Source organism: Angustibacter aerolatus, from assembly GCF_054776675.1.
The window spans coordinates 36,706-59,617 of sequence record NZ_BAAHBM010000002.1; the positions used below are offsets into that span (position 1 = coordinate 36,706).

The window sequence follows — 22,912 nt, forward strand, 5'->3', positions numbered from 1 at the left end:
CGTCGTGCCCAGTGCCCTGCCGGACGGCGACCCCGCGCCCGAGGACGGCGCGCTGCCGTCGCAGGCGCTGGCCGGCCTGGGCAGCCGGCCGTTCGGGCTCTACCTGCACGTGCCGTTCTGCACGGTGCGCTGCGGCTACTGCGACTTCAACACCTACACCGCGACCGAGCTCGGCGGCGGCGCCGACCAGGCGTCGTACGCCCGCACCGCGCTCGGCGAGCTGGCCCTGGCCGGCCGCGTGCTGGGCGACGCGGCGCCCGAGGTGGGCACCGTGTTCGTCGGGGGCGGCACCCCCACGGTGCTGCCGGTCGACGACCTCGGGCTGCTGCTGCAGGGGGTGCGCGACCGCTTCGGGCTGGTCGCCGACGCCGAGGTGACGACCGAGGCCAACCCGGACTCGGTGACGCCCGCGTCGCTGCAGGCGCTGCGCGAGCACGGGTTCACCCGCGTCAGCTTCGGCATGCAGTCGTCGGTGCGGCACGTGCTGGCCACCCTCGACCGCACGCACGACCCAGAGCGGGTGCCGCAGGCGGTGGCGTGGGCGCGGGCGGCCGGTCTCGACGTCAGCCTCGACCTGATCTACGGCACGCCGGGGGAGTCGCTCGACGACTGGCGCGCCAGCCTCGACGCCGCGCTGGCCTGCGCGCCCGACCACCTGTCGGCGTACGCCCTCGTGGTCGAGGACGGCACCCGCATGGCCGGCCGGGTGCGCCGCGGCGAGCTGGTGCTGCCGGACGACGACGACGAGGCCGACAAGTACGAGCTGGCCGACGAGGTGCTGACCGCCGCCGGCCTGCGGTGGTACGAGGTGAGCAACTGGTCGACGTCCGAGCGCACCCGCTGCCGGCACAACGTGGGCTACTGGGCGGGCGGCGACTGGTGGGGCCTCGGCCCGGGCGCGCACAGCCACGTGGGCGGGGTGCGCTGGTGGAACGTGAAGCACCCGCGGGCGTACGCCGACCGGCTGGCGGGCGGGGCCAGCCCGGCTCAGGCGCGCGAGGTGCTCGACGACACCCAGCGGCACGAGGAGCGGGTGCTGCTCGGCGTCCGGCTGGTCGAGGGGCTCGAGGTCGCGGTGCTGTCGCCGGGCGGACGCCGGGCGGTGGCCGGGCTGGTGGCCGACGGGCTGGTCGACGGCCGGGCGGCGGTGACCGGCCGCGTGGTGCTCACCCGGCGCGGCCGCCTGCTCGCCGACACCGTGGTGCGCGCCCTGCTGCCGGACGACGAGCCGGCTGCGGGCTCGCTCAGCGCACCCACTGCGGTGTCAGCGGGTACCTGAAGTCCTGGCCGCGCGAGGTGACCACCGCGGCGACCACCTGGTAGCCGGTGCCGACGAGCGCCACGACCAGCAGCAGCGGCACCACGACGAGCAGCCCGATGCCCAGGGTCAGCACGCCCACCACGACCGACAGCACGGTGCCGACCGCGAACACGAGCAGCAGCACGAGCTGGAAGTTCAGCGCGCTCGCCGCGTGGTGGCGCACCCACGGGCTGCGGTCCTTGTAGGCCAGCCAGATGCCGAGCGGCCCGAGCAGCGGCAGGCCGACGAACCCACCGGCGAACGGCGCGACGTGGGCGAGCGTCGCCCAGGTGCGCTCGTCGGCCGGCGACATGGGCGGTCGCCACGGCGCGCCGGGCACACCACCGGGCGGCCCCCACTGGGGACCGCCCGGCGGCTGCTGCGGGTGGGGCTGGGTCACTTCACCAGGCGCAGCGCGAACGGGTAGCGGTACGCCTCGCCCTTGTTCGCGGCCAGGCCGGCCATGATGCAGAGCACGAGGTTGCCGATCCAGATGATCGGGTAGAGCGCGAACCCGATCGCGACGGCGGCGAGCACCGAGGCCGCGACCCAGGCGATGAGCACGGTGATCTGGAAGTTCAGCGCCTCCTTGCCCTGGTCGTCCACGAAGCGCGAGCGGTCCTTGAAGACCAGCCAGACGATGAGCGGCGACACGATGCCGAGGATGATGGCGCCGAGGTGCCCGAGCATCGCCCACTGCCGGTCCTCGGCCGGGCTGAGCGGCGCCTGGCCGGCGCCGGGAGCCGGGTAGGGCTGCCCGGGCTGCTGGTAGCCGGCGGGCTGCTGGTAGCCACCCTGCTGCTGCTGGTAGCCGGCCTGCGGGGCGGCGCCCTGCGGCGGCACCTGGGCGCTCGGCTCCTTGCTCAGGCTCGGGCCGGGCTCGGGCTGGTGGTCGGTCACGGGTGTCCTCCGAGTCGAGTGACCGTCGTCGTGCGACGCGGCCGGCTGCACGTGCAGCCGACACACTAGAGGCGGCCGACGCGCCCGGGATACACGTTCGCCGGGACCCGCGCGGCGCCGTCACGCACCGCTCAGCGGTCGTCGCCGTCCGCCGTCACGAAGTCGACGAGCTCCTCGACGCGGCCGAGCAGCTCGGGTTCGAGGTCGGCGTACGTGCCGACCGCGCCGAGGATGCGGCGCCAGCCGCGCGCGACGTCGGTCTGCGTCTCGTGCGGCCACCCGAGGTGCGCCAGGACGCCGCGCTTCCACTCCAGGTGCCGCGGCACCTGCGGCCAGGCGTCGATGCCGAGCGCCGCGGGGCGCACCGACTGCCAGACGTCGACGAAGGGGTGGCCGACGACGAGCAGGTGCGGCCGGAACCGCGGCTGCGCCACCGCCTCGGCCACCAGCCGCGACTCCTTCGAGCCGGGGACGAGGTGGTCGACCAGCACGCCCAGCCGGCGCCCGGGGGCGGGGGCGAAGTCGCGCACCGCGGCGGCCAGGTCGTCGACGCCGTCGAGCCGCTCGACGACCACGCCCTCGACCCGCAGGTCGTCGCCCCAGACCTTCTCGACCAGCTCGGCGTCGTGCCTGCCCTCGACCCAGATGCGGGACGCCCGCGCGGTGCGGGCCCGCAGCCCCTGCACGGCCGTCGACCCGCTCGCGGTGCGGGCGACGACGGGTGCGGCCGCGGCGCGCGGGGCGGTCAGCCGCACCGGTGCGCCGTCGAGCAGGAACCCCGGGCCGAGCGGGAAGCCCCGGGTGCGCCCGCGGCGGTCCTCGAGGTGCACCACGTGCACGCCGCCGGCCTTCTCCAGCCGGACGACGGCGCCGCACCAGCCGGTCTCGGCGTCCTCGACCACCAGCCCGGTCTCGGCGACGACGTCGGTGGTGCGGCCGCGCGGCGGGACCTTCCAGTCGCCGGCGAGGACGTCGCGGCCGTATCGATCGAGCGGGTCGGACGGGTCAGCGGGTGGCACCCGCCGACTGTACGGGCGCCCCGGTGACGTCGACCGCAGGCGCGCTGGGTGGCCCGGCCGAGGGAGCGGGCGGTGCCGGGCGGCGGTTGACCAGCACCGACCCGGCGATCACGAGCACGAAGCCGACGACGGTCCAGACGGTCACCGGCTCGTGCAGGACGACGGCGCCGGCGACCACCGCGACGGCCGGGTTCACGTAGGTGATGGTGGTGGCGCGCACCGGGCCGATCTCGCCGACCAGCGCGAAGAGCAGCAGGAACGCCGCCGCGGTGCACACCACGGCGAGCACGACCACCGAGGCGACGACCCGGCCGGACGGCAGGCCCTGCGGCACGCCGTCGACCAGCAGCACCACCGGCACGTAGGCGAGCGCGGTGGCGGTGAGCGAGACCGCGACCACGCCGAGCCCGGGCAGGTCGCCGAGGGCGCGGGCCAGGATCGCCGGGCCGACGGCGTACCCGGCGACGGTGACCAGCAGGGCGAGCACGGCCGGCACGTCGCCGCCGTCGACCTCGAAGCCGACCAGCGCACCGACGCCGAGCAGGCCGAGCAGCAGCCCGGCCCAGTTCGCGGCGGCCAGGCGCTCGGCCCGGCCGGTCACGAAGGCCACGGCCAGCCCGGCCAGCGGCACGGCGGCGATGAGCAGGCCGGTGGTCGAGCTCGGCAGGGTCTGCTCGGCGTGGTTCAGGGCGACCCACGGCAGCGCGATCTCGACGACCACGTAGAGCAGCACCGGCCGCCAGCGGCGCAGCACCGGCAGCACCTGCCCGCGGCCGAGCGCGACCGGCAGCAGCAGCGCGGCGCCCAGGGCGGTGCGCGCGAGCACCAGCTCGGTGGGCGACAGCTCGCCGACCGCCACCTTGACCAGCAGGTAGGGGATGCCCCAGGCGATCCCGAGGGTGACGAAGATCCAGGCTGCGCGGCGGCTCACACCTCGATGGTCCCTGTCGCCGACCGTTCAGTCCATCTACGATCCGTTCATGAGACCGAACAGCCGCGACTTCACGATCGACGTGCGCCGGCTGCGGGTGCTGCGCGAGCTCGAGCGCAGCGGCACCGTGTCGGCGACGGCGGCCGCGCTGCACCTGACGCCGTCGGCGGTGTCGCAGCAGCTGGCCGGGCTAAGCCGCGAGGTGGGCGCCCCGCTGCTGGAGAAGCACGGGCGCGGGGTGCGGCTCACCGGGCAGGCCAAGGTGCTGCTGCAGCACGCGGTGCTCGTGCAGGAGCAGCTCGAGCGGGCCCGCGCCGACCTCGCGGCCTGGCAGGAGGGCGTCATCGGCGAGGTGCGCGTCGGCTCGCTGTCGACCGGCATCGCCTCGGTGGTCGCGCCCGCGTACGCCGCGCTGCGCCGCGACCGGCCCGGGCTCGACGTCCGCGTCGTCGAGTGCGACCCGCCGGACGTGTTCTCCCGGCTCGACGCCGGCGACCTCGACGTCGTGCTCACCGCCGACCACCGCGGCGCCCCCGCCCGGCACGATCCCCGCTACCACCGCGTCGACCTGCTCACCGACGTGCTCGACGTCGTGCTGCCCGCCGGTCACCCGCTGGCCGACGAGGCCGGCATCCGGCTGGCCGAGCTGGCCGACGAGGTGTGGGTGTCGGCGGCGGGCGACACCGCGTGCGCGCAGATCACGTTCGGGGTGTGCGCCGCGGCCGGCTTCACACCCGACGTCCGGCACCCGACGGTCGACTGGGACGCCGCCGCCTCCCTCGTGGCGGCGGGCGCCGGCGTGGCGCTGGTGCCGAGGCTGGCCCAGCCGCTGCGGCCGGCCGGGCTCGTCGTCTGCCCGGTGCTCGGCGCGCCGGCCGCCCGCTCGCTGTTCGCGCTGGTCAGGGCCGGTGCCCAGACCGAGCCGGCGACCGCCGCCGTGCTGGGCGAGCTGCGTCGCGTCGCCGCAGCGCGCCCGGACGCCGCGGAGCTGCTCGCGGCGACGTAGACTTGGCACTCACCGAGGACGAGTGCCAGGCGACGAGGGGCAGGTGGGCGGTGTGAGCGACGAGCGACGTCTCGCCGTGCTGCGGGCGATCGTCGAGGACTACGTGGCGACGCGCGAGCCGGTCGGCTCGAAGGCGCTGGTCGACCGCCACCAGCTCGGCGTCTCCAGCGCCACCGTGCGCAACGACATGGCCGCGCTCGAGGACGAGGGTCTCATCGCCCAGCCGCACACCAGCGCCGGCCGGGTGCCGACGGACGCCGGGTACCGGGTCTTCGTCGACCGGTTGAGCACCGTCAAGCCGATGAGCCCGGTCGAGCGGCAGGCCATCGCCAGCTTCCTCGCCGGGGCCGTCGACCTCGACGACGTCGTCGACCGCACCGTGCGCATGCTCGCGTCGCTGACCCACCAGGTCGCCGTCGTGCAGTACCCCTCGCTCACGCGGTCGACGGTGCGGCACGTCGAGCTGGTGCCGGTCGGCGAGCGGCGGCTGCTCGTGGTGCTCATCGCCGGCACCGGCCGGGTCGAGCAGCGGGTCGTCGAGGTCGACGACGCGCTCGACGAGGCCGTGGTCGCCGACGTCCGCGCGCGGGTCAACGCGGAGTCGGCGGGGCTGCTGCTCAGCGAGGCCGCCGCCCGGCTGCGCGACCTGCCCGAGCAGCTCGACGGCACCCAGCGCGCGCTCGTCGGCCGGGTCGTCGGCGCGCTCGAGGGTGCGCTGGTCGAGGAGCGCGAGGAGCGCGTGGTGCTGGCCGGCGCGAACAACCTCACCCGCTTCGGCCCCGACTTCCCGCTCACCATCGGCCCGGTGCTCGACGCGCTCGAGGAGCAGGTCGTGCTGCTGCGGCTGCTCAACGAGCTGTCCGACGACCCGAGCGCCGTCGCCGTCCGCATCGGCCGCGAGCACACCCACGAGGGCCTGCGCACGACGTCCGTCGTCACCAGCGGCTACGGCCGCGGCACCGAGGTCGTCGGCGGGCTGGGCGTGCTCGGCCCGACCCGCATGGACTACCCGACCACCATCGCGACCGTCCGGGCGGTCGCCCGGTACGTGTCCCGCGTGCTCGACGACTGACCGCTCCCACCCCCGCACCTGACTCCACCCCCTGAGACGAGGACCGTTGAGCGACCACTACGCGACCCTGGGCGTCTCGCGCGACGCGACGCCCGAGGAGATCAAGAAGGCCTACCGCAAGCTGGCCCGCCAGCTGCACCCGGACGTCGCGGGTCCGGAGGCCGAGGACCGCTTCAAGGAGGTCAGCCAGGCGTACGACGTGCTGTCCGACCAGGGCAAGCGTGCGGCGTACGACCGCGGCGGCGACCAGCTGCCCGGGTTCGCCGGCAACGGCCAGGGCTTCTCGTTCACCGACATCATGGACGCCTTCTTCGGCGGCCAGGGCGGCCCCGAGCGCGGCCCGCGCTCGCGGCGCCGGCGCGGTCAGGACGCGCTCATCCGGGTGCAGGTCGACCTGCGCGACGCGGTGTTCGGCACCGAGCGCGAGATCGCCGTGGACACCGCCGTCGGCTGCCCGACCTGCGGCGGCGAGGGCGCCCAGCCGGGCACCGGCACGCGGCGCTGCGACGTCTGCAACGGCCGGGGGCAGATCGAGCAGGTGCAGCGCTCCTTCCTCGGCAACGTCATGACGACCCGGCCGTGCACCACCTGCCAGGGGTTCGGCACCGTCATCGCCCAGCCCTGCGTGCAGTGCTCCGGCGAGGGCCGGGTGCGCAGCCGCCGCAACCTCACCATCCGGGTGCCCGCCGGCGTCGACACCGGCACCCGCATCCAGCTGGCCGGCGAGGGCGAGGTGGGCGCCGGCAACGGCCCCGCCGGCGACCTGTACGTCGAGATCGTGGTGAACGAGCACCGCCAGCTGGTGCGCCAGGGCGACGACCTGCACGCCACCGTCGTGCTGCCCATGACGGCGGCCGCGCTCGGCACCACCGTGCACCTCGACACCCTCGACGGCGACCAGCCGCTCGACATCGAGCCCGGCACCCAGCCCGGCCAGACCCGCACCCTGCGCGGCCTCGGCGTCACGCACCTGCGCGGCACCGGCCGCGGCGACCTGATCGTGCACGTCGAGGTGCAGGTGCCGCGCGGCCTCGACGACGAGCAGCGCGACCTGCTCGGCCGGCTGGCGGCGCTGCGCGGCGAGGAGCGCCCCGACGGCCGCCTCGAGAACCACGGCGGCGGCCTGTTCGGCAAGCTCAGGGACGCGTTCTCCGGCCGCGCGTGAGCGCCCCGCTCTTCCTGCTCGACGCCGGGTCGCTGCAGCAGGCGGCGGTCGGTGCGGCGCTCGTGCTCGACGGGCCCGAGGGCCGGCACGCCGCGACCGTGCGGCGGATCGGCCCGGGCGAGCGGGTCGACGTCGCCGACGGCAGCGGGCTGGTCGCCCGCTGCACGGTGACCGCCGCGCACGACGGCGTGCTCGACCTGCGCGTCGACGTGCTCGACGACGTGCCCGAGCCCGACCCGCGGCTGGTGCTCGTGCAGGCGCTCGCGAAGGGCGACCGCGACGAGCTGGCCGTCGAGGCCGCCACCGAGCTCGGCGTCGACGAGGTGCTGCCCTGGCAGGCGGCCCGCTCGGTGGTCGTCTGGCGGGGCGACCGCGGCACGAAGGCGCACCGCAAGTGGCAGCAGGTGGTGCGGGCCGCCGCCAAGCAGTCGCGCCGCCCGCGGGTGCCGGTCGTCGGCGAGCTGGTGACGGCCGGCGGGCTGCGCGCCCGGCTCGAGCAGGCGGCGCTCGCGGTCGTGCTGCACGAGGACGCCGAGCGCCCGCTGGCCGCGCTCGACCTGCCGGCCCGCGGCGAGGTGCTGCTGGTGGTCGGACCCGAGGGCGGGGTGTCGCCGTCCGAGCTCGACGAGCTGGTCGCCGCGGGTGCGGTCGCCGCCCGCCTCGGGCCCGAGGTGCTGCGTTCGTCGACCGCGGGCCCGGCCGCGCTCGCCGTCCTCTCGGCGCGCACCCGCTGGGCCTGACCCAACCGGGCCGGGGTCAGCGGCGGGTGATGCGGCTGGCGTCCTCGCCCGAGCCGCCGACGAAGCGCATCGGGTCGCCCGCGCCGAGGTCGTCGACGCCCTCGTCGGTCAGGGCGCCGATCGCCATCGTGCGCCGGACGGCGGAGAACGTCAGCACGTGCGCCAGCACCCCGCCGTAGGTGAAGGTCTCCGGCGGGTCGCAGGTCGCGTCCACGAAGGTGTCGTCGGCGCGGCCGTCCAGCGCCGGCGCCGCCACCCGCTCGCGGAACGCCGGCTCGACCTCGGCCAGCCGCGCGCGCAGCCCGGCGGGCGAGGTGTCGCCCTCGGCCGGCATGCCCTCGCCGCCGTCGACGGCCCGCACCCACATCTCCAGCTGGCTGACCAGCCGCGCCGTGACGCTGCGCAGCGTCGGTCGCTCGTCGATGCCCTCGACCGACAGCTCGATCGGCCGGTCGAGCACGGCGTCGTCGAGCCGCGCGGTGCGGTCGACGATCTCGCCGACCAGCCAGAGGTGGTGGTCGGTCATGCGCTGCAGCAGGTCCATGGCGGTGCTCCTCCTGGTGCTGGGCAGCCGCAGGCCGCCCGGTGGGTGGAAGTGGACGCCCGACGCCGCGGGCAGGTCGTACACGCGGCGACCGGTCGCCCGGTAGCCGGACGGCGGCACGCCGAAGGCTCGCGCGAAGGCCCGGCTGAAGGCCTCGGGCGAGCCGTAGCCCGCCGCCCAGGCGCTGTCGGTGACGGTGCCGGCCCCGCGGGCCAGCACGTGGGCGGAGCGCTCGAGCAGCAGCCGCCGCCGGAAGGCGCCGGGCGGTTCGCCGAGGGCGGCCCGCACCAGCCGGTCGAAGTGGAACCGCGACAGGTGCGCGCGCCCGGCCAGCTCCTCGCCGGTCAGCTCCGGCTCGTCGAGGCTCTGCTCGACCAGCTCGAGGATGCCCCGCAGCCGGTCGGGGCCGCTGTCGCCCGTCGTCTCGTCCACGACGTCCAGCCTGCACCGCCGACGGCTGCGGGTGCCTGACCCTGCTTGCGGTCTGTAGCCTCGCCGGCATGACGCTCAGCCCGCCCGAGGGCGCCGCCGACCGGTCCACCGAGGGCCCGCGCGACCCCGACTGCCTCTTCTGCCGCATCGTCTCCGGCGACGTCCCGGCCGAGGTGGTCGGCCAGGACGAGCAGGCGGTGGCGTTCCGCGACCTCGACCCGCAGGCGCCGCTGCACGTGCTGGTCGTGCCGCGCGCGCACCACCGCGACGTCGCGGCCCTGTCGGTGGCCGACCCCGACGCGCTGGGCGCTGTCGTGCGGCTCGGCGCCCGCATCGCGCAGGACGAGGCGCAGGGCGATTTCCGGCTGGTCTTCAACAACGGGGCCAGCGCGCACCAGAGCGTCTTCCACGTGCACGGTCACGTGCTGGGCGGGCGCGATCTCACCTGGCCGCCCGGGTGAGCGTGCCGCCGCTGCCCGACGCGGAGTCGTTGCGGCGCAAGGTGCTCGAGGCGCAGCGCGAGTGGCGCGCGCCGTCCGTCGTGGTGCGGGTGGTGCGCCGCGGCGAGGTGCAGCTCGACGTCGCCGCCGGCGCGGCCGACCTCGGGCCCGACGGCCTCGCCGACCCGCCGCTGCTGGCCGCCGGCCCCGACGTCCAGTACCGGATGGGGTCGATCACCAAGACGTTCACCGCGGCGCTGGTGCTGCAGGCGCGCGACGACGGGCTGCTCGACCTCGACGACCGGGTCGGCGACCACCTCGACCTGCCGGCGCACGGCGGGCTGACCCTGCGGCGGATGCTCGCGCACGTGTCCGGCCTGCAGCGCGAACCGGTCGGCGAGGTGTGGGAGTCGCTGCACGGTCCCGACCTCGCGACGATGATCGCCGGGCTGGCCGACGCCGAGCAGGTGCTGGCGCCGCGCGAGCGCTGGCACTACTCCAACCTCGCGTTCGCGCTGCTCGGCCAGGTCGTCGCGCAGGTGCGCGGCACGACGTGGGAGCAGGCGCTGCGCGAGCGGGTGCTCGAGCCGCTCGGCATGCACCGCACCACGACCGCGCCCACCGCGCCGGTCGCCCGCGGCTACTTCGTCGACCCCTGGGCCGACCGGCTGCAGCCCGAGCCGCTGTTCCCCGGCGACGCCTTCGGTCCGGCCGCCGAGCTGTGGACGACGAGCACCGACCTCGCGCGCTGGGCGTCGTTCTGGGCCGACCCCGACCCGGCCGTGCTCGCGCCCGCCACGGTCACCGAGATGACCCACCTGCACGCGATGACCGACCTGCGTCAGTGGACGCTCGGCTGGGGCCTCGGCCTGATGCTGCACCGCCGCTCCGAGCGGATGTACGTCGGGCACGACGGCGCCATGCCGGGCTTCCTGGCCTGCATGGTCGTGCACCGCGACAGCGGGCTCGGCGTCGTGGTGCTCACCAGCACCAGCCGGGTCGCGGCACCCGACGCCCTCGCGCTCGACCTCGCCGACGCGGTGCTCGACGCCGCGCCCGACGAGCCCGCGCCCTGGCGACCCGGCCGCCCGGTGCCCGCCGACGTCGAGCCGCTGCTCGGCCACTGGTGGACGGAGGGCACGGAGTTCGTGCTGTCGTGGCGCAGCGTGCCGGCCGGCCCGGGCGTGCGCGACGCGACCGACGACCCGGACGTCGTCGTCGACGAGGGCGAGCACGTCGCGCTGCGCGCGGTCGGCGCCCCGGCGTCCGCCCCGCCGTCGGTGCTGCGCCGCGACGGCGCCGGCCGCTGGCGGGTGGTCAGCGGTCGCGAGCAGGGCGAGGTGCTGCGGGTCGCGGGCGACCGGCTGTACTGGGCGACGTACCCGGTGACCCGGGCGCCGCTGCCGTTCGGCCGCTAGCGCACCGTTTCCCACTGGGTGGTGTCGCACCCGAGGTCTACGATGGGCGTGTTCCCAGCACCGATCCGGAGGGCGACGAGGCCGCAAGGGCCGCTCATGTCAGACACGACCGCACCCGACGCCCCGCGCGCAGGCGACGCGCGCACGCCCCACACGATCGTCATCGACCCCGCCGTGCCGATGGTGCAGCTGCTCGGCCCCGGTGACGAGCTGCTGCGCACCATCGAGCGCGCCTTCCCGCGGGTCGACGTGCACGTGCGCGGCAACGAGGTCACGCTCACCGGCTCGCCCGCCGACGTCGCGCTCATCGAGCGCCTGGTCGACGAGCTGCTCGTCGTCGTGGCCGCCGGTCAGCCGCTGAGCCGCGACGCCGTCGACCGCTCGATCTCGATGCTGCGCCAGCAGACCACCGAGCACCCGGCCGACGTGCTGACGATGAACATCCTGTCGAACCGCGGCAAGAAGATCCGGCCGAAGACGCTGAACCAGAAGCGCTACGTCGACGCGATCGACGACAACACGATCGTCTTCGGCATCGGCCCCGCCGGCACCGGCAAGACGTACCTGGCGATGGCGAAGGCCGTGCAGGCGCTGCAGGCCAAGCGGGTCAACCGGATCATCCTCACCCGGCCCGCGGTCGAGGCGGGGGAGCGGCTCGGGTTCCTGCCCGGCTCGCTCACCGAGAAGATCGACCCCTACCTGCGCCCGCTCTACGACGCGCTGCACGACATGCTCGACCCCGACTCGATCCCGCGGCTGATGGCGGCGGGCACGATCGAGGTGGCGCCGCTGGCGTACATGCGCGGCCGCACGCTGAACGACGCGTTCATCATCCTCGACGAGGCGCAGAACACCTCCGCCGAGCAGATGAAGATGTTCCTCACCCGCCTCGGCTTCGGCGCGAAGATCGTCGTCACCGGCGACGTCACGCAGGTCGACCTGCCGTCCGGCACGACGTCCGGGCTGCGCGTGGTGCAGGACATCCTGGGTGACGTCGACGACGTGCACTTCGCCCAGCTCACCAGCCACGACGTCGTGCGGCACCGGCTGGTCGGTCAGATCGTCGACGCCTACGCCGAGTGGGACGCCGCGCACGACCCGACGCTGGTCGCGCCGAACCGCGCGGCCCGCCGGGCCACGACCCGCCGGTGAGCACGTGAGCATCGAGGTCAACAACGAGACGACCTTCGCGGTCGACGAGCACGAGCTGGCCGCGCTGGCCCGCTCGGTGCTCGACGCGATGCGGGTGCACCCGCAGGCGGAGCTGTCGGTGCTGCTGGTCGACGAGCCCGCCATGGAGCGGCTGCACGTCCAGTGGATGGACCTGCCGGGTCCGACCGACGTCATGAGCTTCCCGATGGACGAGCTGCGGCCCGGCCGCGACGACGAGGAGCCCGAGCCGGGGCTGCTCGGCGACGTCGTGCTGTGCCCGACGGTGGCCGAGCGGCAGGCCGCCGAGGCCGGGCACACCACCACCGAGGAGCTGCTGCTGCTCACGACCCACGGCATCCTGCACCTGCTCGGGTACGACCACGCCGAACCCGACGAGGAGCGCGAGATGTTCGAGCTGCAGCGCCGGCTGCTGCTGACGTTCCTGGCCTCCCGGGCCTAGTCGCAGCTAGCCGACCGTCAGGCACAGCCAGCTGTCGGGCGGCGCGTCAGGGCGGCCCGGCACCGGGCGCTGCTCGACCGTCGACGCGTCGCCGACGGCGTCGCGCCCGACCTGCCGCCAGAACGCAGCGGCCGCGGGGTTGTCCTCCTGGAACGCGATCTCCCAGCGCCCGCGATGGCGGGCGAGCAGCAGCCGGACGGCGGCCAGGCCCACGCCGCTGCGCCGCACCGCCCTGGCGACCCAGAAGGCGGGCAGCCGGTGGACGCCGTCGTCGGTGCGCCGCACCAGCACGAAGCCGGCCACTCGCCCGTCGGTGCGCACCAGGTAACCGAGGTCGCCGCGGGCGACCGACTCGCGCAGCCGCTCGTCCCGGTACCGCCCGGTGTCGTCCGGCAACGACCCGCGGAACGCCGACAGGTCGGCCTGGAAGAGCTGCCACAGGCGCTCGACGACCTCGCGCGTCGCGTCGTCCACAGGGTGCAGGGTGGTCACCGGTCCGTCGTCCACAGCGCGATCCTGGCACCGGGCGGCCCGCTCGACAGCACCTAGACTCGCCCCATGACGCGACGCGTGGCGGTCACCGCTCCATGAGCTCCTCGGTCCCTCAGCTCGTGCTGCTCGCGGTGGTGCTGGTGGTCCTCGCCGCACTGCTCGCCGCAGCCGAGTCCGCCGTGCAGCGCACCACGCGCGGGCGCGCCGCCCAGCTGGCCGAGGAGCGCCGCCGCGGCTCCGTCGCGCTGCTGCAGGTCTCGGGCGACAGCTCGCGCTACGTCTCCGTCGCGACCTTCGTCCGCGTCGTCTGCGAGTCGTTCGCCGCCGTCGTCGTCACCATCGCCTGCGTGCACCTCGTGGCGCGCGACTGGCTGGCCCTCGTCGTCGCCGCGGCCGTGATGGTCGTCGTGTCGTTCGTGCTGGTGGGCGTCAGCCCCCGCACCCTGGGCCGGCAGCACGCCGAGGGGGTCGCGCTGGCCGGCGCGCCCGTGCTGGTGTGGCTGGCCCGGGTGCTCGGCCCGGTCGCCCGGCTGCTGGTGCTGCTGGGCAACGCGGTCACCCCGGGCAAGGGCTACCGCGACGGCCCGTTCAGCGACGAGTCCGAGCTGCGCGAGCTGCTCGACCTGGCGGGGGAGCACGCCGTCATCGAGGCCGACGAGCAGCAGATGCTGCACTCGGTGTTCGACCTGGGCGACACGATCGTCCGCGAGGTCATGGTGCCGCGCACCGACATGGTGACGATCGACCACGACAAGGTGCTGCGGCAGGCGCTGTCGCTGTTCCTGCGCTCCGGGTTCTCCCGCATCCCCGTCGTCGACGACGGGCCGGACGACGTGCTCGGCGTGCTGTACCTCAAGGACGTGACGCGGCGGGTCTTCCGCGAGGCCAGCTCCGAGCAGACCGTGCCGGTGCGCGAGGTCATGCGACCGGTGCACTTCGTGCCGGAGAGCAAGCCGGTCGACGACCTGCTGCGCGAGATGCAGCGCGACCAGAACCACGTCGCCGTCGTGGTCGACGAGTACGGCGGCACCGCCGGGCTGGTGACCATCGAGGACGTGCTGGAGGAGATCGTCGGGGAGATCACCGACGAGTACGACCGCGAGGACGACCCGGTCGAGCCGCTGGGCGACGGCAGCTACCGGGTGCGCTCGAACCTGCACGTCGACGACCTCGGCGAGCTGTTCGGCCGCGACCTCGACGACGACGACGTCGACACCGTCGGCGGCCTGCTGGCCAAGGCCCTCGGCCGGGTGCCGATCCCCGGCTCGACGGCCGTGGTCGGGGGCGTCGAGCTGGTGGCCGACCGGTTCACCGGACGCCGGCACCGGCTGACCTCCGTGGTCGTCCGGCTCGTGCCCTCCGACCAGCCGGGCGACGACCGCGAGGACCGGGACGACCGGGACGACCGCGACGTCCGGGTGGGCGAGCCCGCGCACGCCGACGCGGTGGGAGGATCACGGGATGCCTGAGCCGACCGCCGCACCGCACCGCTCCGGGTTCGCCTGCATCGTCGGGCGGCCGAACGCCGGCAAGTCGACGCTGACCAACGCGCTGGTGGGGCAGAAGGTCGCCATCACCTCCAGCAAGCCGCAGACCACGCGGCACGCCATCCGCGGCATCGTCTCGCGCGCCGACGCGCAGCTGGTGCTGGTCGACACCCCCGGGCTGCACCGTCCGCGCACGCTGCTCGGCCAGCGGCTCAACGACGTCGTGCGCGGCACGCTCACCGAGGTCGACGTCATCGGCTTCTGCCTGCCCGCCGACCAGAAGCCCGGCCCGGGCGACCGCTACATCGCCGCGGAGCTCGCCGCGGTGCGCAAGGAGGGGCGGGGCACGCCCGTCGTGGCCATCGCCACCAAGTCGGACGCCGTCGACCGCGGCCGGCTGATGGAGCACCTGCTCGCGGTCGACGCGCTCGGGCAGTGGGACGACGTGGTGCCGGTCTCGGCGGTGCGCGGCGAGCAGGTCGACGTCGTCGCCGACCTGCTCGTGGGGCACCTGCCGCCCGGCCCGCCGCTCTACCCGACCGGCGAGCTGACCGACGAGCCCGAGGCCGTCATGGTCGCCGAGCTGATCCGCGAGGCGGCGCTCGAGGGCGTGCGCGACGAGCTGCCGCACAGCCTCGCCGTCGTCGTCGACGAGATGACGCCGCGCGACGACCGCCCCGAGCACGACCCGATGCTCGACATCCGCGTCAACGTCTTCGTCGAGCGCCCCAGCCAGAAGGCGATCGTCATCGGGCACAAGGGCGCCCGGCTCAAGGACGTCGGCATCCGGTCGCGCCGGGCGATCGAGGCCCTCCTCGGGCAGAAGGTCTACCTCGACCTGCACGTGAAGGTCGCCAAGGACTGGCAGCGCGACCCCAAGCAGCTGCAGCGTCTCGGGTTCTGAGCGGGTCACCGGCCCGTCGCGCCGGGCCCCGTAGACTGGGGCCATGCGCGTAGGGGTCTTCGGAGCAACCGGTCAGGTCGGCGGGGTCATGCGCACCCTGCTCACGGAGCGGTCCTTCCCGCTCGACGACGTGCGCTTCTTCGCCTCGGCGCGGTCGGCGGGCACGCGGCTGCCCTTCGCCGGCGGTGAGATCGAGGTCGAGGACTCGGCCGCGGCCGACCTGTCGGGCATCGACATCGCATTGTTCAGCAACGGCAAGGGTGCCTCGAAGGAGCTGGCGCCGAAGGTCGCCGCCCTGGGCGCGGTCGTCGTCGACAACTCCAGCGCGTGGCGGATGGACCCGCAGGTGCCGCTCGTCGTGAGCGAGGTGAACGCCGCCGACCTGGCCGACCTGCCCAAGGGCATCGTCGCCAACCCGAACTGCACCACCATGGCCGCGATGCCCGTGCTCGCACCGCTGCACCGCGCCGCCGGCCTGACCCACCTGCGCGTCGCCAGCTACCAGGCCGTCTCCGGCAGCGGCGGCAAGGGCGTGGCCGAGCTCGACGAGCAGGTGCGCAAGGTCGCCGACTCGGCGTCCGCCCTGGCGTTCGACGGCCGCGCCGTCGAGCTGCCCGCGCCGAACCTCTACGTGAAGCCCATCGCGTTCAACGTGCTGCCGCTCGCCGGCTCGATCGTCGACGACGGGTCGCTGGAGACCGACGAGGAGCAGAAGCTCCGCAACGAGAGCCGCAAGATCCTGCACGTGCCCGACCTGCGGGTGTCGGCGACCTGCGTGCGGGTGCCGGTCTTCACCGGGCACAGCATGGCGGTGCACGCCGAGTTCGAGCGGCCGATCTCGCCCGAGCAGGCCACCGAGCTGCTGCAGGGCGCGCCCGGCGTCGAGCTGTCCGACGTCCCGACGCCGCTCGACGCCGCCGGCCGCGACCCGAGCCTGGTGGGCCGCATCCGCGCCGACCAGTCGGTCGACGACGGCCGAGGTCTGGTCTTCTTCGTGTCGAACGACAACCTGCGCAAGGGTGCCGCGCTGAACGCCGTCCAGATCGCCGAGGCGCTGCTCACCCAGCGCTTCGGCGGCTGACCGGGGCGTTGCGCTAGGGTTCAGGCGATGGCGCAGCGACTGCTTCTTGCTCGCCGCGGCGGGGACCTCTAGCCAGGCCGGCCCCCCTGCCGCGGTGGTCCCGCGTGCCGGTCGCACCCCTTCGAGCACCGCTCGAGCGAACGCGAGGACGACCATGACGCAGCAGGCCCATCGCCCCTTCTGGAACACCACCGCACAGCGTGCCTCGGGCATGCCGGTGCACCGGTACCGCCCGTACCACGAGACGTTCGACGTCGACCTGCCCGACCGCGAGTGGCCGACGCGGCAGATGACGGCGGCACCGCGCTGGTGCGCCGTCGACCTGCGCGACGGCAACCAGGCGCTGATCGACCCGATGAGCCCGGCCCGCAAGCTGGCGATGTTCCAGCTGCTGGTGCGCATGGGCTACAAGGAGATCGAGGTCGGGTTCCCGAGCGCGAGCCAGACCGACTTCGACTTCGTGCGGCAGCTCATCGAGGGCGGGCACGTGCCCGACGACGTCACGGTGCAGGTGCTCACCCAGTGCCGCGAGCACCTCATCGAGCGCACCTTCGAGTCGCTGGTGGGTGCCAAGCGGGCGATCGTGCACTTCTACAACTCGACGTCGACCCTGCAGCGGCGCGTGGTGTTCGGGCTCGACCGCGACGGCATCACCGACATCGCGACGTCGGGGGCGCGGCTGGCGCTGAAGTACGCCGAGACGATCACGCCCGACACCGAGATCCTCTACGAGTACTCGCCCGAGTCGTACACCGGCACCGAGCTCGAGTACGCCGTCGAGGTGTGCAGCAAGGTGATCGAGGTCATCGACCCGACCCCCGACCGGCCGCTGATCATCAACCTCCCGGCGACCGTCGAGATGGCGACGCCCAACGTCTACGCCGACTCCATCGAGTGGATGAGCCGCAACCTGCCGCGCCGCGACAGCGTGGTGCTGAGCCTGCACCCGCACAACGACCGCGGCACCGGCGTGGCCGCCGCCGAGCTGGGCTTCCTCGCCGGCGCCGACCGCATCGAGGGGTGCCTGTTCGGCAACGGCGAGCGCACCGGCAACGTCTGCCTGGTGACGCTCGGCCTGAACCTCTTCAGCCAGGGCATCGACCCGCAGATCGACTTCAGCGACATCGACGGCGTCCGCCGCACGGTCGAGTACTGCAACCAGCTGCCGGTGCCCGAGCGGCACCCCTACGGCGGCGACCTCGTCTACACCGCGTTCAGCGGCTCGCACCAGGACGCCATCAAGAAGGGCTTCGACGCGATGGCGCGCGAGGCGGCCGCGGCGGGGCAGCCGGTCGCCGAGGCTGAGTGGGCCGTGCCCTACCTGCCGATCGACCCGCGCGACGTCGGGCGCAGCTACGAGGCGGTCATCCGCGTCAACAGCCAGTCCGGCAAGGGCGGCGTCGCCTACCTGATGAAGACCGAGCACCACCTCGACCTGCCGCGCCGGCTGCAGGTGGAGTTCAGCGGCGTCGTGCAGCGGCACACCGACGACGAGGGCGGTGAGGTGTCGGCCGCCCAGCTGTGGTCGGCGTTCAGCGACGAGTACCTGCCCGACCCGACCCGTCCGTGGGGCCGGTTCGCGCTCGAGGGCACCCGGCTGTCGACGTCCGCCGGCGAGCACCGGCTCGAGGCCGACGTCGTGGTCGACGGTTCGCCCACCACGCTCGAGGGCGCCGGCAACGGCCCGCTCGACGCGTTCTCGGCCGCGCTGTCCGGCGTCGACGTCGACGTGCGGGTGCTCGACTACCACGAGCACGCGCTGAGCTCGGGCGAGGACGCCAGCGCCGCGGCGTACGTCGAGTGCGCGGTGGGCGGCCGGGTGCTGTGGGGCGTCGGCATCGACTCGAACATCGTCACCGCCTCGCTCAAGGCGGTCGTCTCGGCGGTCAACCGGGCCGCGCGGGACGCCGCCTGACCCGTCCTCGGGTCAGCGCCGCACCACGACCGGGTCACGGGCAGGTCATCGCGCTCCCGGCCGGGTGGTGCACAATGTGCGCCGGTCCAGACAACGGACTCCCGGGAGGCGGCGCGTGAGCGTGCTCGACCAGCAGTCCGTCGTGGCGGTGACCAGCCCGTTCGGGCCGTTCGACCTGCTCTCCGACGTCGCGCACGAGCACTACCTCGACGGCTTCTCCGAGCGGGCGGTGCAGGCGGCGGCCGAGGCCGCCTGCCTGGCCGAGGCGGCCGGCGACCGGCAGACGCTGCGCTACCTGCTCTACACGCGGGGCGTCGCGCTGATCGAGGTGAAGCGCTGGCAGGAGGCCGCCGACGTCGCCCAGCAGCTGCTGGGCACCATCGACGGCGGCGACCGGGCCTGGCGGGCCAAGGGGCTGTCGCTGCTCGGCGACGCGAACCTGCGGCTGGGTCAGGCGTCGCGGGCCGTCGACGCCTTGGCTGAGGCGTACGGGCTGGTCGAGGGGCACCGGCCGGCGCGGTACGACGACCTCAGCGCCGCGATGGCGGTGGCCACCGTGCTGGGGCACGGCCAGCTCTTCGAGCCCGCCGAGGAGCTCTTCTCGCTGTGCGTCTCCTCGCCGGCGGCGATGGCCGGCGACGGCGTGTCGCGGACGGCGCGGGTGCTGGTGCTGCAGGAGCTCGCGGTGCTGCAGGCCTCGTGGGCGGCGTCGCTCGAGCTCGTCGGCGACCGCGAGGCGTGCCGGCCGCACTGGGTGCGGGCGGCCGAGGTCGCCGTCCGGATGATGGAGCTGACCCGCGGCGAGGACACCGAGATGCACGCGCGGGCCGTCGTCATGGAGGCCTTCGCCTGCCTGCGGATGGGCGGCGACCACGAGCTGGCCTGCGCCCGCATCCTCGACGCGACCACCCGGTTCGAGCAGCGCAGCGAGCTGCCCGAGGTGCAGCTGGCCGGCCTGGCCGTGGCCTGGACCGAGGTCCGGCGGGGGCGCACCGCGCAGGCGCGCGAGCGGCTGCTCGGCGTGCTGGAGGCCAGCCGCACCACCGACCGCCTGGTCTGGGAGATCGGCGCGCTGTCGATGCTGGCCGAGGCCGAGCTCGCCGAGCACGGCGACCACCCGGCCAGCAGGTGGTTCGCCGAGTCGCGGCGGCTCATCCTTGGCCGGCTCTGGTGGGAGCGAGCCAGCCGGTTCGCGGCGCTGCGCGACCGGATGAGCCTGCGCGCGCTCGCCGCCGAGGCCACCCAGCTGGGCCGCGACGCGCTGATCGACCCGCTCACCGGCCTCGGCAACCGCCGCATGCTCGACGCCGGCATCGCCGAGACCGTCGGGGGTGCGGTGCTGTTCGTCGACGTCGACCGCTTCAAGGCGGTGAACGACCGGCACACCCACGCCGTCGGCGACCAGGTGCTGCGGCGGGTGGCCGACATCCTGCGGGCCCACTGCCGCGGGCACGACGACGTGGTGGTGCGCTTCGGCGGCGACGAGTTCGTGGTGCTGCTGCCGATGACCGCGACCACCGAGGCGGCGGCCGTCGCCGAGCGGGTGCGGGCGGCGGTCGACCGCGAGCCCTGGGGCGACCTCGGTGCCGGGCTGCAGGTGAGCGTGTCGGTCGGCGTCGCGGCGGGTGGTGCCAGCTCGGAGCGGGTGCTGCGCACCGCCGACGCCGCGCTCTTCGAGGCCAAGGCGGCCGGACGCAACCGCGTCGCCGTCGGGTAGGCGCGCCGCCGCCGTCGCTGTCGGTGCCGGGGTGGATGATGTGGTGGTGAGCGAGGTGAGGGCGGGGTGACGGTCTACCGCGACGAGGCCGTCGTGCTGCGCACCCACTCGCTGGGTGAGGCCGACCGCATCGTCACCCTGCTGACCCGCGAGCACGGGCAGGTGCGCGCCGTGGCCAAGGGCGTGCGGCGCACCAGCTCCCGCTTCGGGTCGCGCGTCGAGCCCTTCACCTACGTCGACGTGCAGCTCTACCGCGGCCGGTCGCTCGACACCGTCACCCAGGTCGAGACCATCCACCCCTACGGCGAGCGGCTGGTCGCCGACTACCCGCGCTGGACCGCCGGGCAGGCGATGCTCGAGACCGCGGGGCGGCTCACCGAGGAGGGTCAGCCGAGCGTGCAGCAGTTCCTGCTGCTCGTCGGCGGCCTGCGCACCCTCGCCGGCGGCGAGCGCGACGCGTCGCTGGTGCTCGACGCCTACCTGCTGCGGGCGCTCGCGGTGGCCGGCTGGGCCCCGAGCTGCACCGACTGCGCCCGCTGCGGCGCCCCCGGCCCGCACCGCGCGTTCGCCGTCGCGGCCGGCGGCGCCGTCTGCCCCGAGTGCCGGCCGCCCGGGTCGGCGTCGCCCGCGCCGGCCACGTTCGTGCTGCTCGCGGCCCTGCTCGCCGGTGAGTGGGGGGTCGCCGAGGCCGCCGACGAGCGGGCCCGCCGCGAGTCGACCGGCCTGGTGGCGGCCTACCTGCAGTGGCACGTCGAGCGCGGCGTGCGCTCGCTGCGGCTGGTCGAGCGCGCGTGAGGGGCCGTCGCCGCGGCGAGCCGTCCCCGACCCGGGTCGCGCCGGTGCCGCCGCCCCCGCACCCGTCCGGCGCCCGGCCCCCGAGCCTGCCGCCCGCGCTGGTGCCCGGGCACGTCGCCGTCGTCATGGACGGCAACGGCCGCTGGGCGAACCAGCAGGGCCTGACCCGCACCGAGGGGCACGCGGCGGGGGAGTCCTCGCTGCTCGACGTCGTGGCCGGAGCCGTCGAGATCGGCGTCCGGCACCTGTCGGCGTACGCCTTCTCCACCGAGAACTGGCGCCGCTCGCCGGAGGAGGTGCGCTGGCTGATGGGCTTCAACCGCGACGTCATCCGCCGCCGCCGCGACGAGATGCACTCCTGGGGGGTGCGGGTGCGGTGGGCCGGCCGACGTCCCCGGCTCTGGCGCAGCGTCGTGCGCGAGCTCGAGGCGGCCGAGGAGCTCACCCGCGACAACGACGTGCTGACCCTGACCATGTGCGTCAACTACGGTGGCCGCGCCGAGATCGCCGACGCCGCGGCCGCGCTGGCCCGTGACGTCGCCGCGGGCCGGCTCTCGCCCGACCGGGTCGACGAGCGGGTGCTCGCCCGCTACCTCGACGAGCCCGACATGCCCGACGTCGACCTGTTCTGGCGCTCGTCGGGCGAGCAGCGCACCTCCAACTTCCTGCTGTGGCAGTCGGCGTACGCCGAGATGGTGTTCGACGACGTGCTGTGGCCGGACGTCGACCGCCGCGACCTGTGGCGAGCGATCGAGACGTACGCCACCCGCGAGCGCCGGTACGGGGGCGCCGTCGACGCCGCGCCGCCGGCCGGCCCGGCCGGCTCGTCGGACGGCCCGCTGTCGGAATGATCGCGGCCGGGGCACGTTGCACCTGACATGACCGTGCCGCTCTCCGTGCTCGACCTGGCCCCCATCGCCCCCGGCGAGACCGCCCGCGACAGCTTCGCGGCGAGCGTCGAGCTGGCCCGAGCCGCCGAGCGGGCCGGGTTCCGCCGGGTCTGGTACGCCGAGCACCACAACATGCCGACCATCGCGTCGTCGGCCACCAGCGTGCTCATCGCGCACGTGGCCGCGCACACGGAGACCATCCGCCTCGGCGCCGGTGGCGTCATGCTGCCGAATCACGCCCCGCTCACCATCGCCGAGCAGTACGGCACCCTCGAGACGCTGCACCCCGGCCGCATCGACCTCGGGCTGGGCCGCGCGCCCGGCAGCGACCAGGTGACGATGCGCGCGATGCGCCGCGACCCGATGGCGGCCGACACCTTCCCGCAGGACGTGCTCGAGCTGCAGGGCTACCTGCGGGGCGAGTCGCGGGTGGCGGGGGTGCAGGCCACGCCCGGCGCCGGCACCGACGTCCCGCTCTACATCCTGGGGTCGTCGCTGTTCGGCGCCCAGCTGGCCGCCGCCCTCGGCCTGCCCTACGCCTTCGCGTCGCACTTCGCGCCGGCCGCCCTGCACGAGGCCGTCGCGCTCTACCGGTCGCAGTTCCGCCCCTCCGAGCAGCTCGCCGAGCCGTACGTGCTGGCCGCCGTGAACGTCGTGGCCGCCGACGAGGCCGACGACGCGCGCGCCCAGCTCGACGCCATGCGCCGCACCCGTGTGCGCGGCATGGTGCAGCGCGGTGCGGGCGGCCGCGAGTACACCGACGCCGAGATCGACGAGTTCCTCACCACGCCGCAGGGCCGCCAGCTCGCCGACATGATGCGCTACGCGGTGGCCGGCACCCCGAGCGACGTCGGCCGGTACCTCGACGACTTCGCCGCCGAGGCCCGCGCCGACGAGCTGATCGTCGCCTTCCAGTCGCTCGGCGTCGCCGACCGGCTGCACTCGGTCGCCCTCACCGGGGCGATCGCCGCCGGCGCCGCTGCCTGACGCGCGCTCCTGACGTCGGCTGCTGAGCACCGACGTCGAGCACCGACGTCGAGCGCCGACGTCGC

23 protein-coding genes are annotated in these 22,912 nt (G+C 74.9%); 17 read left to right on the plus strand and 6 right to left on the minus strand.

Annotated elements, in window-relative coordinates; genetic code table 11:
- The first annotated feature begins 4 nt into the window (after positions 1 to 4).
- A complete protein-coding gene (gene hemW / locus ACYVI6_RS00865) occupies positions 5 to 1,279 on the plus strand; it encodes a radical SAM family heme chaperone HemW (protein ID WP_460444558.1) in 1,275 nt (424 codons plus the stop codon).
- Here the strand turns inward: hemW and ACYVI6_RS00870 are convergent.
- From ACYVI6_RS00870 to ACYVI6_RS00885, 4 genes are all read right to left on the minus strand, one after another.
- Complete coding sequence (locus ACYVI6_RS00870; protein WP_460444559.1) at positions 1,245 to 1,700, minus strand: DUF4870 domain-containing protein; 456 nt, start codon at positions 1,698 to 1,700, stop codon at positions 1,245 to 1,247. The genes hemW and ACYVI6_RS00870 overlap by 35 nt on opposite strands.
- Positions 1,697 to 2,200 (minus strand): DUF4870 domain-containing protein, encoded by a 504-nt coding sequence (locus ACYVI6_RS00875; RefSeq protein ID WP_284287625.1) that lies wholly within the window; start codon positions 2,198 to 2,200, stop codon positions 1,697 to 1,699. The genes ACYVI6_RS00870 and ACYVI6_RS00875 overlap by 4 nt, the downstream gene beginning before the upstream one ends.
- 131 nt (positions 2,201 to 2,331) lie before the next feature.
- Entirely contained in the window at positions 2,332 to 3,219 is an 888-nt protein-coding gene (locus ACYVI6_RS00880) for a DUF3097 domain-containing protein (RefSeq protein WP_460444560.1), read from the minus strand.
- Positions 3,206 to 4,150 (minus strand): DMT family transporter, encoded by a 945-nt coding sequence (locus ACYVI6_RS00885; RefSeq protein ID WP_460444561.1) that lies wholly within the window; start codon positions 4,148 to 4,150, stop codon positions 3,206 to 3,208. The genes ACYVI6_RS00880 and ACYVI6_RS00885 overlap by 14 nt, the downstream gene beginning before the upstream one ends.
- A 49-nt stretch (positions 4,151 to 4,199) precedes the next feature.
- On the opposite strand from ACYVI6_RS00885, the gene ACYVI6_RS00890 reads away from it, so the two are divergent.
- The 4 genes from ACYVI6_RS00890 to ACYVI6_RS00905 are packed head-to-tail and all read left to right on the plus strand — an operon-like array spanning position 4,200 to position 8,133.
- Complete coding sequence (locus ACYVI6_RS00890; protein ID WP_460444562.1) at positions 4,200 to 5,156, plus strand: LysR family transcriptional regulator; 957 nt, start codon at positions 4,200 to 4,202, stop codon at positions 5,154 to 5,156.
- Between the two features lie 52 nt (positions 5,157 to 5,208).
- Positions 5,209 to 6,228: a heat-inducible transcriptional repressor HrcA gene (hrcA, locus tag ACYVI6_RS00895; RefSeq protein WP_460444563.1), complete on the plus strand. Its 1,020-nt coding sequence runs from the start codon at positions 5,209 to 5,211 to the stop codon at positions 6,226 to 6,228.
- A 46-nt stretch (positions 6,229 to 6,274) separates the two neighbouring features.
- Entirely contained in the window at positions 6,275 to 7,393 is a 1,119-nt protein-coding gene (gene dnaJ / locus ACYVI6_RS00900) for a molecular chaperone DnaJ (protein WP_460444564.1), read from the plus strand.
- On the plus strand, positions 7,390 to 8,133 hold the full coding sequence (locus tag ACYVI6_RS00905; protein ID WP_460444565.1) for a 16S rRNA (uracil(1498)-N(3))-methyltransferase: 744 nt from the start codon (positions 7,390 to 7,392) through the stop codon (positions 8,131 to 8,133). The genes dnaJ and ACYVI6_RS00905 overlap by 4 nt, the downstream gene beginning before the upstream one ends.
- 16 nt (positions 8,134 to 8,149) lie before the next feature.
- Here ACYVI6_RS00905 and ACYVI6_RS00910 read toward each other — a convergent pair whose 3' ends face one another.
- On the minus strand, positions 8,150 to 9,109 hold the full coding sequence (locus ACYVI6_RS00910; protein ID WP_460444566.1) for a helix-turn-helix domain-containing protein: 960 nt from the start codon (positions 9,107 to 9,109) through the stop codon (positions 8,150 to 8,152).
- Between the two features lie 68 nt (positions 9,110 to 9,177).
- Here ACYVI6_RS00910 and ACYVI6_RS00915 point away from each other — a divergent pair, with 68 nt between their 5' ends.
- The 4 genes from ACYVI6_RS00915 (at position 9,178) to ybeY (ending at position 12,579) form a co-directional block, all read left to right on the plus strand.
- Positions 9,178 to 9,570: an HIT domain-containing protein gene (locus ACYVI6_RS00915; protein ID WP_284287616.1), complete on the plus strand. Its 393-nt coding sequence runs from the start codon at positions 9,178 to 9,180 to the stop codon at positions 9,568 to 9,570.
- A complete protein-coding gene (locus ACYVI6_RS00920) occupies positions 9,567 to 10,967 on the plus strand; it encodes a serine hydrolase domain-containing protein (protein ID WP_460444567.1) in 1,401 nt (466 codons plus the stop codon). The genes ACYVI6_RS00915 and ACYVI6_RS00920 overlap by 4 nt, the downstream gene beginning before the upstream one ends.
- Before the next feature lie 96 nt (positions 10,968 to 11,063).
- Positions 11,064 to 12,119, plus strand: a complete 1,056-nt coding sequence (locus ACYVI6_RS00925; RefSeq protein WP_460444568.1) for a PhoH family protein — start codon at positions 11,064 to 11,066, stop codon at positions 12,117 to 12,119.
- A 4-nt stretch (positions 12,120 to 12,123) separates the two neighbouring features.
- Entirely contained in the window at positions 12,124 to 12,579 is a 456-nt protein-coding gene (gene ybeY / locus ACYVI6_RS00930; RefSeq protein WP_460444569.1) for an rRNA maturation RNase YbeY, read from the plus strand.
- Between the two features lie 6 nt (positions 12,580 to 12,585).
- Here the strand turns inward: ybeY and ACYVI6_RS00935 are convergent, their stop codons facing one another.
- A complete protein-coding gene (locus ACYVI6_RS00935; RefSeq protein WP_460444570.1) occupies positions 12,586 to 13,086 on the minus strand; it encodes a GNAT family N-acetyltransferase in 501 nt (166 codons plus the stop codon).
- Positions 13,087 to 13,166: 80 nt separating this feature from the next.
- Here ACYVI6_RS00935 and ACYVI6_RS00940 point away from each other — a divergent pair, with 80 nt between their 5' ends.
- From ACYVI6_RS00940 to ACYVI6_RS00975, 8 genes are all read left to right on the plus strand, one after another.
- The gene (locus ACYVI6_RS00940; RefSeq protein WP_460444571.1) at positions 13,167 to 14,540 is read left to right on the plus strand and encodes a hemolysin family protein; all 1,374 of its coding nucleotides are present in this window, start codon (positions 13,167 to 13,169) and stop codon (positions 14,538 to 14,540) included.
- A complete protein-coding gene (gene era / locus ACYVI6_RS00945) occupies positions 14,533 to 15,462 on the plus strand; it encodes a GTPase Era (RefSeq protein WP_460444572.1) in 930 nt (309 codons plus the stop codon). The genes ACYVI6_RS00940 and era overlap by 8 nt, the downstream gene beginning before the upstream one ends.
- A 43-nt stretch (positions 15,463 to 15,505) precedes the next feature.
- Entirely contained in the window at positions 15,506 to 16,543 is a 1,038-nt protein-coding gene (locus ACYVI6_RS00950; protein WP_460444573.1) for an aspartate-semialdehyde dehydrogenase, read from the plus strand.
- A 154-nt stretch (positions 16,544 to 16,697) separates the two neighbouring features.
- Positions 16,698 to 18,458, plus strand: coding sequence for a 2-isopropylmalate synthase (gene leuA, locus ACYVI6_RS00955; protein ID WP_460444574.1), 1,761 nt, complete (start codon positions 16,698 to 16,700; stop codon positions 18,456 to 18,458).
- A 115-nt stretch (positions 18,459 to 18,573) separates the two neighbouring features.
- A complete protein-coding gene (locus tag ACYVI6_RS00960; protein WP_460444575.1) occupies positions 18,574 to 20,175 on the plus strand; it encodes a diguanylate cyclase in 1,602 nt (533 codons plus the stop codon).
- Positions 20,176 to 20,241: 66 nt separating this feature from the next.
- Positions 20,242 to 20,970, plus strand: a complete 729-nt coding sequence (recO, locus tag ACYVI6_RS00965) for a DNA repair protein RecO (RefSeq protein WP_460444576.1) — start codon at positions 20,242 to 20,244, stop codon at positions 20,968 to 20,970.
- Positions 20,967 to 21,821, plus strand: a complete 855-nt coding sequence (locus ACYVI6_RS00970; protein WP_460444577.1) for an isoprenyl transferase — start codon at positions 20,967 to 20,969, stop codon at positions 21,819 to 21,821. Before recO ends, ACYVI6_RS00970 begins: the two co-directional genes overlap by 4 nt.
- A 27-nt stretch (positions 21,822 to 21,848) precedes the next feature.
- A complete protein-coding gene (locus tag ACYVI6_RS00975; RefSeq protein WP_460444578.1) occupies positions 21,849 to 22,847 on the plus strand; it encodes an LLM class flavin-dependent oxidoreductase in 999 nt (332 codons plus the stop codon).
- Positions 22,848 to 22,912: the final 65 nt, after the last annotated feature.

Coding starts and splice junctions, on each gene's coding strand:
- ACYVI6_RS00890 (WP_460444562.1), top strand. CDS start 4,200: ATGAGACCGAACAGCCGCGACTTCACGATCGACGTGCGCCGGCTGCGG.
- ACYVI6_RS00915 (WP_284287616.1), top strand. CDS start 9,178: ATGACGCTCAGCCCGCCCGAGGGCGCCGCCGACCGGTCCACCGAGGGC.
- ACYVI6_RS00925 (WP_460444568.1), top strand. CDS start 11,064: ATGTCAGACACGACCGCACCCGACGCCCCGCGCGCAGGCGACGCGCGC.
- ACYVI6_RS00940 (WP_460444571.1), top strand. CDS start 13,167: ATGAGCTCCTCGGTCCCTCAGCTCGTGCTGCTCGCGGTGGTGCTGGTG.
- era (WP_460444572.1), top strand. CDS start 14,533: ATGCCTGAGCCGACCGCCGCACCGCACCGCTCCGGGTTCGCCTGCATC.
- ACYVI6_RS00950 (WP_460444573.1), top strand. CDS start 15,506: ATGCGCGTAGGGGTCTTCGGAGCAACCGGTCAGGTCGGCGGGGTCATG.
- leuA (WP_460444574.1), top strand. CDS start 16,698: ATGACGCAGCAGGCCCATCGCCCCTTCTGGAACACCACCGCACAGCGT.
- ACYVI6_RS00975 (WP_460444578.1), top strand. CDS start 21,849: ATGACCGTGCCGCTCTCCGTGCTCGACCTGGCCCCCATCGCCCCCGGC.